This window comes from Lewinella sp. W8 (genome assembly GCF_004375085.3).
Lineage (GTDB): Bacteria > Bacteroidota > Bacteroidia > Chitinophagales > Saprospiraceae > Neolewinella.
The window spans coordinates 39,859-53,423 of sequence record NZ_SNAQ03000028.1 but is presented as its reverse complement, the minus strand read 5'-3'; the positions used below and the strand labels follow the sequence as shown (position 1 = coordinate 53,423).

General features: G+C 55.7%; 10 protein-coding genes and 1 rRNA gene. 7 read left to right on the top strand and 4 right to left on the bottom strand.

Going from position 1 to position 13,565, the window contains the following annotated elements; translation table 11 throughout:
• The 5 genes from rrf to E1J53_RS22645 form a co-directional block, all read left to right on the top strand.
• A 5S ribosomal RNA gene (gene rrf / locus E1J53_RS22665) occupies positions 1 to 103 on the top strand; the annotation flags it as partial.
• 303 nt (positions 104 to 406) lie between these two features.
• Complete coding sequence (locus tag E1J53_RS22660) at positions 407 to 1,924, top strand: S8 family serine peptidase (protein ID WP_134274681.1); 1,518 nt, start codon at positions 407 to 409, stop codon at positions 1,922 to 1,924.
• A 135-nt stretch (positions 1,925 to 2,059) separates the two neighbouring features.
• A complete protein-coding gene (locus tag E1J53_RS22655; RefSeq protein ID WP_134274682.1) occupies positions 2,060 to 2,836 on the top strand; it encodes an SDR family oxidoreductase in 777 nt (258 codons plus the stop codon).
• A gap of 9 nt (positions 2,837 to 2,845) precedes the next feature.
• Positions 2,846 to 3,178, top strand: coding sequence for a cupin domain-containing protein (locus E1J53_RS22650; RefSeq protein WP_134274683.1), 333 nt, complete (start codon positions 2,846 to 2,848; stop codon positions 3,176 to 3,178).
• A gap of 30 nt (positions 3,179 to 3,208) precedes the next feature.
• Entirely contained in the window at positions 3,209 to 3,733 is a 525-nt protein-coding gene (locus E1J53_RS22645) for a hypothetical protein (protein WP_134274684.1), read from the top strand.
• On the opposite strand, the gene E1J53_RS22640 is transcribed toward E1J53_RS22645, so the two are convergent.
• On the bottom strand, positions 3,734 to 4,990 hold the full coding sequence (locus E1J53_RS22640; RefSeq protein WP_134274685.1) for a cation:proton antiporter: 1,257 nt from the start codon (positions 4,988 to 4,990) through the stop codon (positions 3,734 to 3,736).
• A gap of 176 nt (positions 4,991 to 5,166) precedes the next feature.
• On the opposite strand from E1J53_RS22640, the gene E1J53_RS22635 reads away from it, so the two are divergent.
• Positions 5,167 to 6,336: an aminotransferase class V-fold PLP-dependent enzyme gene (locus E1J53_RS22635; RefSeq protein WP_134274686.1), complete on the top strand. Its 1,170-nt coding sequence runs from the start codon at positions 5,167 to 5,169 to the stop codon at positions 6,334 to 6,336.
• A gap of 77 nt (positions 6,337 to 6,413) precedes the next feature.
• Positions 6,414 to 7,718: a serine hydrolase gene (locus E1J53_RS22630; RefSeq protein WP_134274687.1), complete on the top strand. Its 1,305-nt coding sequence runs from the start codon at positions 6,414 to 6,416 to the stop codon at positions 7,716 to 7,718.
• A 97-nt stretch (positions 7,719 to 7,815) separates the two neighbouring features.
• Here the strand turns inward: E1J53_RS22630 and E1J53_RS22625 are convergent, their stop codons facing one another.
• The 3 genes from E1J53_RS22625 to E1J53_RS22615 form a co-directional block, all read right to left on the bottom strand.
• The gene (locus tag E1J53_RS22625; protein WP_134274688.1) at positions 7,816 to 10,230 is read right to left on the bottom strand and encodes a TonB-dependent receptor; all 2,415 of its coding nucleotides are present in this window, start codon (positions 10,228 to 10,230) and stop codon (positions 7,816 to 7,818) included.
• 175 nt (positions 10,231 to 10,405) lie between these two features.
• On the bottom strand, positions 10,406 to 11,482 hold the full coding sequence (locus E1J53_RS22620; protein ID WP_173021605.1) for a DUF4249 domain-containing protein: 1,077 nt from the start codon (positions 11,480 to 11,482) through the stop codon (positions 10,406 to 10,408).
• Positions 11,483 to 11,707: 225 nt separating this feature from the next.
• Positions 11,708 to 13,552 (bottom strand): DUF1501 domain-containing protein, encoded by a 1,845-nt coding sequence (locus E1J53_RS22615; RefSeq protein ID WP_134274690.1) that lies wholly within the window; start codon positions 13,550 to 13,552, stop codon positions 11,708 to 11,710.
• Positions 13,553 to 13,565 lie beyond the last annotated feature (13 nt).

The following is a 13,565-nucleotide window of genomic DNA, read 5'->3' as shown; positions in this document are numbered from 1 at the left end:
ATTGCGGGCAGGATCACCTCTTACCATTCCGAACAGAGAAGTTAAGCTGCCCAGCGCCGATGGTACTTGGACAAGATCCCGGGAGAGTAGGTCGCCGCCAATTATGAAAGCCTCGTTGCATACCGCAGCGGGGCTTTCTCCGTTTGGGGAGCTCTGCAAATTTTACTTTAACCATTTGATGATCAAGGATTAATGGCCAATTTTTGGACTGTTCAGAGTCTGCTGGGCTCCGGTAATTTTCTGCACCTGCGCTCCGGCGCCCTCCACCAAAGATCCAATCCAATACATCTATACAGCAGTTAAGAACGTTTTTAAGCCGGATGGATTCGTCTAATGGAAACGTTAATCCATCGAACAAAGGTGCTTTTGGGACCAAAAGCGCGTATTTTAAGCAAAACTGCTTGCCATGATTTTTCTCGTAGCCCTATTACTGTGCGTATGGTTCTGGCGCCGGAGTATGCAGGACGCCAGTTGGTGGATGATCGCTACCTATGTGGGGGTCGGCCTGCTGATCTGGACTGATTACTCCGTTTCTGCCACCATGACCGACGCGATCCCGCAAATCGTTCGTGACTTTCTGATTCTCGGAATGGTCGGCTTCGTACAGAGCCTTGCCGTCCACAAAAGAATGCCGGTGTGGTTGGCCATTGTCCTGACCCTGGGCATATTCTTTGCCGCTCACCTACTGGAAGAATACGTCGCTGCGAAGCAGGTGATAACGGTTACTTCCGAAGAAGTCAGTGAAGTACCCCAGCTTAGTGCCGGGGAGAGTTACCTAATCGAGATTCGGGAAGGTGCTGGTAGTCAGCAGCTTAAGGCGGATGCTTTTATGCACGGACTGTCAATCCAACCCGCTTTCCATCCGGAAGACGAGGCCAGTACCCTGCTGGACAATTACTTTACCATTGACATTCCCGCGGATAACGATGCCCTCGTTAAAAAATTCAGCAGTTTCGACTACGTCGCCTGGATGGAGCCCAATGAAGTGATTCAGGTTGAGCCCTTGCTCAGCGAGGAAGTGCCTTCAACCCAAAAAAGAGGCTCCCTGAGTATCAATGACCCCAATACCGACCAGCAGTGGATCATGGATGTACTGGAAATGGACCGCTACTACCGACTGCTGAGCAAACAACAGCCCAAGCAGCAGGCCAAAATTGCCATTCTGGATACCGGTGTAGACGGAAAGCACGAGGATATCGTAGACAATTACTTTACGGTAGAACGTAAATATGACAATGACCCCATGGGGCACGGAACCCACTGTGCCGGGATCGCCGCTGGCGTGACGAACAACGGCATCGGCATCGGTAGCCTGGCTGGTTCCGGAGAGAAGCCCTTCGTTGAAATCACCAGCATTAAAGTGCTGGGTGCCGGTGGGATGGGAACCCAGAAAACCATCATTGCCGGAATTATTGAGGCGGTGGATGAGGATATGGACATCATTTCCCTTTCGCTAGGCGGGCCCAGTAATCAGAGTCGGCAGAGAGCCTATAGCCAGGCCGTGAAGTACGCTCATGATCACGGGGCGATCGTAGTGGCTGCTGCCGGAAACAGTAACCGGGATGCGGCCAACTACTCACCGGCCAACGCCGACGGGATGATTACGGTAGCGGCGCTTGACGATAAGTTGTTACGTGCTCCCTTCAGTAATCGGGTGGACCGCGTCAAGCGCGGCATCGCCGCGCCGGGAGTGGGCATCTTTAGCACCACCCCGAACAACACTTACAAATCTTTCAGCGGCACAAGCATGGCTTGTCCCTTCGTAGCGGGTTTGCTGGGGGTTATGCGTTCGCTGGAACCGGAGTTAACCGCCGAACGTGCCTACGCCATTCTCCACGCCACCGGTGAGGACGGTCCGGAAACGCGGGTTACGGGACGAATAGTTCAGCCGGCGGATGCCCTGGAGGCCATACTCCAGCGATAGACCATCGAATACATCCCTATCCACGGGGATGGGACAATAGGTTCAGGGTAAACCCTGGGCCTATGTTTTTTTAAGACCCAATTATTCTCACCTACGGGAAGATGGTTCTTTGGTGGGACCACAGTACCTTGCGGTATGGATTTAGCGATCAAGGATCAGTATTTCATCGTCGGCGGAGCTACCAGCGGTCTGGGGAAGGCAATTGCCGAGCAATTATTAGGGGAAGGGGCCTACGTGATTGCCGTAGCCCGGAGTAAGGATACGCTGGAAACATTGGCATCGGCTTACGAAGGTAAATGTCTGGCCTTCCCTGCGGACCTCTCCGACCCCCGGGCCATCGAGGAATTAGCGGAATTCGTATCGGGCTATCCGCTGGCGGGCTGTGTGTTTAATGCCGGCGGACCACCCACGGGGCGGATCGACGAGGTTAAGATGAGCGATTGGGATCGGGCGTACGAAAGTACCCTGCGCTGGAAAATTCAACTCTCCCAGTTGTTGGTACCCGGAATGCAGAAACGGGGATACGGAAGGTTGCTTTTCGTTGAGAGTGTTTCGATCAAGCAACCCATTGATAATCTCGTGCTTAGTAACGCCATGCGGGCGGCGGTCGCTGGCTTTGCCAAGACGCTCAGCCGAGAAATAGGGCAGGAGGGCATTACCGTGAATTTGCTGGCCCCCGGTTATCACGCTACTCCCCGAATCACGACGGTGCTGGATAAATCTGCCGAAATCCAGGGAATATCACTGCAGGAAGCCACGGTTCAGTTTACCGCAGAAACGGCGACCCAGTCCTTGGGGCAACCGAAGGATTTTGCCACCATGGCCGCCTATTTACTATCACCCCATGCCGCCTACATCACCGGCCAAACCATCAGCGTGGATGGCGGACTAACCCGCCACATTACCGGATAAACCCAGAAGATGAAACGATTTTACAGTAAAGGAAGCGATACCCGTGAGCAGGAAGTCTTTCCCGGTATTGTTGGCCATCTGGTGCATACCGAAAAGCTAACCGTAGCTGATTTTCTCTTGGAGGAAGGCACCGCTTTGCCTACTCACCAACATCCACACGAACAAATTTCCACCATACTCGAGGGAACCTTTAAGTTCACCGTCGGAGAGGAAACCCGCATCTGTACTACGGGAGACGTGGTGGTCATTCCGGGCAATACGCCACATTCGGGAACTGCCGTAACCGAGTGCCGGATAATCGATGTATTTTCTCCCGCCCGTGACGATTATCGGTTAGAATAATTCGCCATGGTGATTGCTATCCTGGGGAGGATGCCAGAAGTAATTGAATCCTCCTCGATACCCGATCAGGTTTCCTTTACCCACTGGGAATCCCATCCACTCTTTGAGGTAGACGGCGTGTTGGCCTTTCTCCCACTTGGCGAGCAGGACTTCCAGCAACTTCAACTGGCCGCCCGGAGTGGCCGGCCCGTTGCTGTAATTGGCCCGGGATCGGAGGACTTCCCGCTGGAGGGGCAAATTAAACGCTTTATGGAGGTTACTACTGCAGACCTTCGGCCGTTGGCCGAATGGTATGCTTCCGCCCAGCGAACCAACTATCGGCCCATCGATTGTAACTTCTACGATGAATTTGAAGCTGCCATCGTAACCCGGAGAACGGTACTGCTGGAGTATTTGGGGGTGGATGGCCACCGCAGAGAATTATCCACCAAACTCAGGGATACCAAAACTTATCTGACGGAAGAGTACCTCCAACTGGAGAACGGCAGTTGGCTACGGTTTGATCGGGTTTACGCTGTCAATGGTGTTCCGGCGGGAGACAGTTGCCGTTTCTGATTATTTAATCGGCCGGCCCATTTTTCGATCCACCCAGCGGAGAATAGGGTTCACGGTGACGCCGTGAACGGCGATGCTGACCAGGATAGTGAAATTAACGGTGGCCCAGATGGAGTCGATGTGGGAGAACTGCTCCGTATTGTGTGCGTAGGCCAAATAGTAAAGGGAGCCTACTCCCCGGATGCCAAAGAAACTGATTGCAAACCATTCCACGAGGGGAAGGTCACACCCCAGGAAGCCGATCAGGCCCGCCAGGGGGCGGACAACCAGAATAAGCAGAACCCCGATAGCTGCTCCGGCAAAAGTTAGGTCCGAAAGCCCCCCCTTTGCTAGAATGGCACCGAAGGCGATGAGGAAGATGCCGAGAAAGGCCTGCTCGACCTGCTCGATGGCCCGGAAACTCTTTTTGGGACCCTGGTCATCTTTTGATTTATGCCGGCTGACGACGGCCGCAATGAAAACGGCCAGAAAACCGTAACCCTCCAGGATTTCGGTAATTCCGTAAGTGAGCAGGGTAGCGGCCAGCACAAAGAAGCCCTCCTGGAGTTGAGTATCCTGTTGCTTTTGCATGTGATCCCGGACCCGGTAAAAGGTCCAGGAAAGTGCATGCCCGATGGCTACGCCCGCGGCCAGGCCAACCAGAATTCGGTACCCGAAGTCCCACCACGCCCAGGTAAAGAGGGTGTCGGATAAGGAATTGTAGGAAACGAGGGCCACGGCCAGGTAGATGAAGGGAAAGGCGAGCCCATCATTAAGCCCGGCCTCCAGCGTTAATCCGAAGCGCACTTCATCTTCCGGTAGTTGTTCATTTGGTGGCCCCACCTGAACGTTGGCGGCAAGTACCGGATCGGTGGGGGCAAGAACGCCCCCCAGAAGAACGGCCGAAGCCAGAGAGAGTCCCAACCAGTAGTAACCCAATAGGCTGATGATGGCAATGGTTACGGGCATGGTAATTGCCAGCAACCGAATGCCCGACGCCCAGTTTTTCCAGCCGGGCTTGCGGTCCAGCTTCAGGCCAGTACCCGCCAGAGAAATGATGACGATAAATTCTGTGATGTACTCCAGGGTAGCGCGATCGAAGGCTTTATCCTCCGGATTAACCAGAGGAAGATCCAACGGGAGACTGAACACCAGGAAGCCAAAGCCCACGTAAATAATGGGTAGGCTCAACAGGCGATTTTTTAGCAAGCTGGGAAGAATGAAGGACCCCAGAAACGCCAGGCCGGCGATGATGAGCAGTAAAATGTGAGTGGTCACGTGGTAGGAATGTCTACCTCGGAAACCCCGGTAGGTCAGTAGATGTTTGGACGCATATCCTCGTTAGGGGGTAATTGTTTTGATCTGGCCACGGAACACCGTCAGGATCAATCGGCAGAGAAGAAGGAAAAGTATCCGCTGCTGGAGGATTGGAATTCGAACAGTATTTTAGCTCCATGAATCCACTTGCTCCTCCGGCTTCCCTTCGCTGCCAGGCCGATCTCTTTCCGACTCCTGCCATCCGGGGCTACCTGAACGGGGCCTCGCGGGCCCCGCAACTGAAAAGTGTGGCGGCAGCTGCACGACACGCCCTGGATTGGCGGGAACACAATTCCTCCATGCCCATCGACCAGTTTTTTGGTCCCGTTGAATCGGTAAAGCAACAATTTTCCCGCCTGATTGGGTGCCGGGAAGCTCAGCGGATTGCCCTCATTCCTGCGGCCAGCTACGGGATTGCCACCGTGGCCAAAAACCTTCCCCTTTCGGCCAATCAGCACATCATTGTGGTGGAAGATCAATTCCCCAGCAATTACTACGCCTGGCACAAGAAATGCCAGCTAACGGGAGCGACCCTGCGGGTTATTTCCCGCCCCCAGGAGGGGGACAAAACGTCCTGGAACCAGAAAGTGCTGGAGGCCATTAATCCACAAACCGCCGCCGTAGCCATTGCCAATATTCACTGGGCGGACGGAAGTTTATTTGACTTGGCCGCGATTCGTCAGCGGACGGATGACGTAGGGGCGTGGTTAGTGATCGATGGTACCCAGTCACTGGGAGCGATGCCCTTCTCGGTGGAAGAGATTCGACCAGATGCGATCGTGGCGGGCGGCTACAAATGGTTGATGGGACCCTACGGCTGTGGCTACGCTTATTACGGTGCCCGGATGGACGAAGGAGAACCCCTGGAAGAGAATTGGATCAATCGCGCGGGCAGTGAAGACTTCCGCAACCTCGTCAACTACCGTGAGGAATACCGGCCGCTGGCAAATCGCTATTCGGTAGGAGAACATTCCAACTTCATCATCACCCCCATGCAGGAAGCGGCACTGCAACAGGTGAATGCGTGGGGACTGAAGAATATTCAGCACTATTGCGCAAAGCTCTGGGAGGCCGTCATCCCCGAACTGATGGCGCTAGATATTATCCTTCCCACCGAGCGGGCGCATCACCTGGTCGGGATCAGGGTCCCGGACAGCATCGCTACGGATAAGATCCCCGATGCTTTTGCGGAAAGGGGCCTAACGGTCAGTTACCGTGGTGATGCCATCCGGGTATCTCCCCACGTCTATAACACGGTGAAGGAACTTGAACTGATGGTGGAGGCCCTGAAAGCCTGTCGTCGGTAGTTTCTGTTTTTTAGATGACTTGCGGGTAGGGAATAAACTTTGAAAAGGATTAATAGTCATAGAAGAAAACCCATTCGATGAGACTATTCCTCCTATTGCCCTTGCTGTTACTACTACCCGGCCTGCCCGGCCAGTCGCTTTATTTCCCTCCGATCGATGGCGGAGCCTGGGAAGAGACTGCCCCCACGACCTTAGGGTATTGCCCGGAAGGAGTTCGTGCGCTAAGCGACTTTCTGGAGCAAAGCAATACCCGAGCCTTTATTCTACTCAAGGACGGGAAGATCGTCATGGAAGAATATTACAACAACTTTGGGCCAGACAGCCTGTGGCTATGGAATTCTGCGGGAAAAACCGTTACGGCCATGCTCATCGGAATTGCCCAGCAGGAAGGGTATCTGGACCTTGATGATTCCGCCAGTGATTATTTGGGACCGGGATGGACCAGCGCCACCCCGGAACAGGAGTCGGCGATTTCCGTCCGCAATCTCCTTTCCCAAACTTCCGGCCTTGACGATCGCCAGGGAGATTTCTGCACGGACCCCGAGTGTCTGGAGTACCTGGCGGATGCCGGTACCCGCTGGGCCTACCACAATGGTTCGTACACTCAGCTGACGGCCATATTGCCGGCGGCTACGGGTATTCCCCTCAACCAGTATCTGCTTGGTCGGCTGAGAAATCGTATCGGAATGAACGGTGGCTTTCTGACCCTGGGCTATAACCGGATTTACGCCAGTAACGCACGAAGCATGGCCCGTTTTGGTCTGCTGATGCTCAACGGGGGAGTATGGGACGGAACCCGTATCCTTGACGATACGACCTACCACCGGGAAATGATCACCAGCTCACAAGACCTGAATCCCGCATACGGATACCTGTGGTGGTTAAACGGCAAGGATCGCCTCATGGTACCCCAGGTACGGCAGGTGTTTAATCGGCCGCTGACCCCCAGTGCCCCCGCCAGTACTTACGTGGCGATGGGGAAGGACGGACAGCTGATCAACGTAGTGCCGGAAGAGAACCTCGTCTGGATCAGAATGGGGGATGCTTTTCGGGAGGGTGGACTGATCGCCGTGGACTACAATGAGGAGGTTTGGGCAAGGATAAATGGCCTGGAGTGCGCCACCTCAACTGCTTCCCCGTCGAGGGAGGAGACCGTTGCCATTTTCCCCAATCCGGTGACGGATGTCCTTAACCTGAACAGTACGCAGGAAATGCGGGAGGTGACCGTACTTACGGCCGGTGGACAGCGCCTGGAAGCATACCATCCCGCTGCGCGATCATTGCGTCTGGCCGCCCGGGATCTACCGTTGGGGATGTACTTCCTGCGCATCAGGCTTTCGGACGGCAAGGAAATCTGGAAAAGGGTGGTCCGTACTAATTAATGCTGCCGGGGACCATCCTTCTCAATGATTGGTTACCAGGAAACCTGGCCCTTCCCGGTTCATGGCACCTGCGCGTTAGCGCCCTCATGAACAGCCCCTACTCAAAGGTGAAATTGTACGATAAGCTCACGATGGGCGCGCCGAAGATGGTCAGGCGATAGCTGCCCAGCGGACTTGCTCCGAACACCTCCGAAGGGCCACCGGCGGAACGGGGCAAGTAGTAGATGTTGTAAGCATTTTTGCGTCCGTAGAGGTTATAGACGGTGAAGGTCCAGTCTCCCGTCCAGCGCTTTTTAACCATCAGCGGATTGGTGATCGTCCAGCTGAAGTCGAGTCGGTGATAGGTTGGCAACCGATCGTTGTTTCGCTCCAGGAAAATCGGAACGGGAAGCTCGTCAATGGTCAGAAATCCGTTGGGGACCGTGTAGGGTCGGTTACTCTGTAGGACGAAATTGAAGCTCAGCCGGTGGGTGGTTCCGTCGTCCAGGGTAATGTTGGTGTTCAGGGTGTGGGGCTGATCGAAGTAGCCGTTATACCAGTCTCCACCGTTAATCCGGGTGGAAAAGGTGGACCCGTTCACCCGGTTAAGACTGCGGGCGTAGGCATAGTTGATTTCTCCGGTGAGCATACCCTTGGCTTTGCGGACCCCCACTTCCACGCCATAGGCCTTGCCTTCTCCCTGGACCAGGTCCGTCTCTACTTCCGGGTTCAGGAAGAACTCCGCTCCGGGCTTGTACTCCAGGAGGTTGGCAATCTGCCGGTAATAGCCTTCGAGGCTTAACTCATACTTACCCGAGCCGGGCAGGAAGAATAAGCCCGCACTGTACAGTTCTGCCCGTTGGGGGAGGATGTTGTTGTCGGAGGTTTTCCAGCGGCTGGTGGGTAGGGGAGTGGTCGCGTTGAAGATGTTCTGGAGATACTGCCGGTTAAGGGCGTAAGCCGCTTTGAAACTGGCCCGGTCACTGAGCTGGTAACTCATGCCAAAGCGGGGTTCGAGCCCGCCGTACGATTGCATGTTTTCTCCGGCTCCGAAGCTGGTCGTTCCCGTGAGGAAGTCGGCGGTAATCTCCTGACCGTCCTCGTAAGTGCGAAGTTCCCCGGGGCCGAGTTGACTGAAGTAGGTGTACCGAAGTCCGAGCGAAAGCGTGAGGCGGTCACTGACGGTCCATTCATCCTCGGCAAAAACGCTGGCCTCGATGGCCTGTTCGTTGGTCAGGGTAACGGGGTTGATGCTTTCAACTCCGCCGGGATCCAGCTCACCGGGTTGAAGATCGTAGCGAATCAGTTGTACGCCCCCGGACAACAGGTGCCCGCCGTCCGTCTGGTGATCGAGAATGGACTGGATACTCTTGTACTGAATTTGGGAGCTGTAGGTGACGACATTATCCGTGTTCGACTGGGGAAACAGCACTTTCGGGACGTGGTTGCTGCTCACCAGGCGGGTTTGGAGGCTTGTTTTATCGGAAAAAATCTTCAACCACTCCAGGCTGCCGTTTAGGGTAAAGTAGTCGTTCTGGTTACTTTCCGCTACGATGCCACCAAAGGAGTTGATGAGGTCGATCTCGTAAAAATCCTTGGAGTAGAAGCCGGAAAAAGTAAAGATGTTCTTGTCGTTGGCCAGGTAGCGAAGTTTCAGGGTGCCGTCTACGAAGCGGCTCCTGGTGTTCTTCAGGCGTTCCACCAGACCGAAGACAAAGTCGTTGAATCCCGCTCGTCCGGCGGCCAGCACCTGGAGTTTGTTGTCTTTGGTAAGTGGAGTCTCCACACTGAGGTGACTCGAGACCAGCCCTAGCCCTCCCTGCATTTTAAACTTATCGGTGTTGGGGTTCCGCGAGCGAACGTCGAGGACCGAGGACACCCGACCACCGAATCTCGCGGGAATATTGGCCCGGAATAAATCCACCTTACCTACCGCATCGGGGGTAAACACCGAGAAAAGTCCAAACAGGTGGGTGGGGGTGAAGATCGGTGCGCCGTCCAGGAGCACGAGGTTTTGGTCAATCGTTCCTCCCCGTACACTGAGACCGTTACTGGCTTCCCCCGCCGAGTTGACGCCGGATTGTAGTTGTAGTCCGCGGAATACGTCGACTTCTCCCAGGGCAACGGGCAGAATTTCTATTTCCTTGATACTCAGTCGTTCCACTCCCATCAGCGGCCGTTCCAGCCGGTCGCTGGCGTCGTTGGAGCTTACCTCAATGGTTTCCAGTTGCTGGGCGGTGGGCTCCAGGCGGAGCGTCACGGTCTGAGGGCCGGTAACGCGGAGGTCCATCTGTATGGCCTCGTACCCCAGGAAGGAGGCCAGCAGCCGTTGGCGCCCGGCCGGTATTTCCAGTTGTAGGGCGCCCTCGGAATCCGTGGTGCCCGCCAGGGAAGTACCCTCCACCTGGACGTTGACAAAACCCAGCGGCGTATTGCTTTCGGCGTCTACCGTGCGGATGTCAACGGGGTAGGACTGGGCAAACGCACCCGTCAATCCGACGATCAGGAGGAGGAAGAAAAGGGAGAATCTCATAGAATGGGGAGTGTAAAGGAGGTCATTTGGTGGAGGACGGTCCTAAATTTTGACCTTGGGGGCGAAACTCATTGGGAGTGTCAGAATCAGTACTGGCAACGGAAGCCTGGCTGGGCGGGTAAGGCCGATTATTTGGCGTGACCGCAGGTGCAGAGTAATTAGCGAGGAGCCAGGTTTATTCGGGCCAGCCCACCGGTCGCTGGCGGGTGCGGGTTCCTCCCTCACAGGGAGCAACCGGCGGAGAAGGCATTACGGGCTCCAGAATAATTTGTCCGTCGTAGGGCAGGGAAGTACCGTTTACCGTATCCCGGTTCAGGTAAACCCGTTCAATATCCAGGGCCGCAACGCCCACGAAGCCGAGCACGTCGACCTTATTTTCGCTTCGATCAAGCAGGTTGCCAATCAGCGGGGCGGGTAGGGGGGCATTCAGCCCACTGGCGCCCTCGGCGAGATTCTGCAGGACGACGTTATAGTCGTAGGCCTTCTTGGAAATACTGTACTGCTCCACCTCAAAGAGCAGCCCTCCCGGCCGGGCAAAATCTTCCCGTCCGGCTTCCACTCCCGTGATGCGCCGACCCTGACTGAACTCATCACTGAGGATGTTCAGGTTTTTGCCCCGCGAAGAAACCCAGCAGGTCGCATCGCAGAGGTAATCCCAGCGGTTAACGAATCTGGTGTCCGGCCCGGGAATACATTCCCCGTTGCGCCAGCGGGCCCGTTGGCAGCTGGCACACACGTCGATGGTTTGCCAGGCGGTGTATTGCCACTGATAAAAATTTCGGTCATCCGCGGGGTCGTCAAGGTCCACCAGTAACCGGAAAGCGGGAACGAAGCGATCCAGCCCCTCACTAAAGTAAGCCTCCTGCTCAAACTGGACGCGTGCTGCGGCGATGGGAACCGTTGCGGGGACCCGTTCGGGCTCGGATTCCACGACTTCTCCCTGAGGAGTGACGGCCCGGATGTAGTAGGTGCGGCCGGCTTCGGCCTTGAAGTCCGCGGGCGGACGGTACTCGTTCGTGCTCTCCACCTGTGACCACTGGACTTCGTTGCCCGCATCGTCGATGCTGACCAGGTTTAGGCCCTCGACGGGCAGGAGGGCATAATTGCCGAAAATGATCTCGTTGCGGGAAACCCTGATCGCGCTGTACCCTTCCTGGTCCACGATCCGGCCTTCAAGCAGCAGAAATCCCGTCTCAAATCGGAAGACGGGCTCTACCGGATCGGAGCAAGTGGTGAGCAATAGTGCGAACAAAAGGGGAGGGAATGCCTGGAGCAAGAACCGCCATTTGATCAGATGGGGCAGGGCAAGGCCTGGGTTTGTTTTGGGGGTGTGCATGATGGGGTACTGGAATACTGGGGCACCTCGCCCCTTTTACCTTTGGTGAAAGGTAATAGCTTTATTTTAAAAATAAGCCAGAATTTTATCCCTTTGTCCGATACAAGAGGTCTGGTGGACCGAATTGAGGAACTGCCCCCCTTATTGGTTTACGATCAGTTTTCGGGCGAACTGTTTACCCTCCCTGGTGCTGAGCCGCCAGACGTAGGTGCCGGGAGCCAGGCCGCCGGGGCGGAGCATGACGCGGTTATCCTGGCCTCCGGCCAGGGTAATACTTCCCGTACGTACTTTCCGGCCACTGATGTCGATCAACTCAAAGGTGGCCGTTGCGTCGGTGGGGGCGTAGACCTTGATGTAACTGTCGGGGTTAACGGGGTTAGGCCGGGGCAGGCCTACCGCCCAGTCGGCAATGGCGGTACCCCGTAGTCGAGCAACCTTGACGGGACTGTAATTGTATTTTCCGTCCAGATCTTCCTGCTTTAGCCGGTAGTAGTACGTATTCCCCTTCGATACGCCCTGGTCCCGGAAATTGTATTCCCTGACACTGTTGTTGGGGGCCGACGCGGCCGGGGTCCAGCCGATCCGCCGGAAATTCCGGCCGTCTTCACTTCGCTCAATGACGAAACCACGGTTACCAATTTCATTGTCGGTTTGCCAGGCGACTTCCACGTTTACGTCGTAACCGGTTACGGTCATGCTCAGGAGGTTTACCGGAAGCGTCGTATTACAGCCGCCGGCAATGGGCAGGTACGTGAAGGCACCGTTGATCAGGTTTTGCACGGTGGCGGTGGGTACCTCAAACCAGTCAACGAGAATGCTGCCGTAGATGTCCCGGAAGTCGTACTGCATCGGTACGCCCACATTCTGGGCGACGTCGGGATCGATTTCGGGCGAGTCGCCCAGGACGCCACCCTGCACGCAATCACCAAAGAGAAAGAGGGGAGCGGCATCTCCGTGGTCCGAGCCGTTACTTTCGTTGGAGCGAATCCGTCGTCCAAATTCGCTGAAGGTCATGCCCAGAACCCGGTGGGAAACCCCCAGCAATTCGAGGTCTTCCATGAAGGCTTTGATGGAGTCACTCAGCTCCTGCAGCAGGCCGGCGTGGACGCCGGTGGTGTTGTCTCCAGCCGTTTGTCCGGAATGGGTGTCGAAGCCACCAAGGGTGGCAATGTAGACCTTTGTTCCCAGGCCACCACTGATGAGCGTAGCAATGTTTCTTAGCTGGGGGGAAAGCCGGCCATCGGTGTAGTTTTCTGACCGGGTATCTCCCGCTTCGGCGGCCTCCTGGACGATCGACCCGTAAGTATTGCTCTGTCCGATCAGGTTGCGGACAAAACTTACTTCATCGCCGTAGAAGTTGTCGGGTAGGGGAGTATCTCCCCCCGGAGCGATGTAGAGGTAGTTGAAGGGGTTGTTGACCGCCACGCTGAAGTTGGAGGCCTGCCCCTGGCAGGTTTCGGAGACCACGTTACCCATCGTCATCCCCAGAGGGTAGGGGAAATCGTCGTTGGGGTAACCGGTGGGATAATCGGGATGATCCAGTTCCAGGTAGCGGCCGAGCCAACCGGTGGTGATGACTTCATCCGCCGCCGAGGCGGTGGTCCAGATATCCGTACTGCGGAAGTGCGAGCGATTCTGGTTTGGGTAGCCCGCCGCCTGGACGATGCCTAATTTGCCGTCATTGAATAATTGGTGCATGCCGGTCATTGCACCGTGGAGCCCGGTCTTGGTATTCAGCCCGATGATGCCATCATCCGGTAGGGCGATATTGCCGCGAACCTGCCGGAGGTTCTCAAGTTGATCCAGGCCGATGACGGTATTTAGGCCGTCGTTGCCGCCCGACAGGCGGATTAGCACCAGGATATTGTCGTTGTCCGTACTCGCGAATTGTGAAAAAAGGGCCAGTGGGTTGGCCGCAATTCCCTGCTGCAGTAGGGCGGGAACACTCAGGGCACTGGTTGTTCTCAGGAAGTTTCTTCTGTTCATGATTTACCTACTT

Bases quoted from the DNA above. Each gene is read 5' to 3' on its own strand.
- E1J53_RS22660 (WP_134274681.1), top strand. From the start codon at position 407: ATGATTTTTCTCGTAGCCCTATTACTGTGCGTATGGTTCTGGCGCCGG.
- E1J53_RS22655 (WP_134274682.1), top strand. From the start codon at position 2,060: ATGGATTTAGCGATCAAGGATCAGTATTTCATCGTCGGCGGAGCTACC.
- E1J53_RS22650 (WP_134274683.1), top strand. From the start codon at position 2,846: ATGAAACGATTTTACAGTAAAGGAAGCGATACCCGTGAGCAGGAAGTC.
- E1J53_RS22645 (WP_134274684.1), top strand. From the start codon at position 3,209: ATGCCAGAAGTAATTGAATCCTCCTCGATACCCGATCAGGTTTCCTTT.
- E1J53_RS22635 (WP_134274686.1), top strand. From the start codon at position 5,167: ATGAATCCACTTGCTCCTCCGGCTTCCCTTCGCTGCCAGGCCGATCTC.
- E1J53_RS22630 (WP_134274687.1), top strand. From the start codon at position 6,414: ATGAGACTATTCCTCCTATTGCCCTTGCTGTTACTACTACCCGGCCTG.
- E1J53_RS22625 (WP_134274688.1), bottom strand. From the start codon at position 10,230: ATGAGATTCTCCCTTTTCTTCCTCCTCCTGATCGTCGGATTGACGGGT.
- E1J53_RS22615 (WP_134274690.1), bottom strand. From the start codon at position 13,552: ATGAACAGAAGAAACTTCCTGAGAACAACCAGTGCCCTGAGTGTTCCC.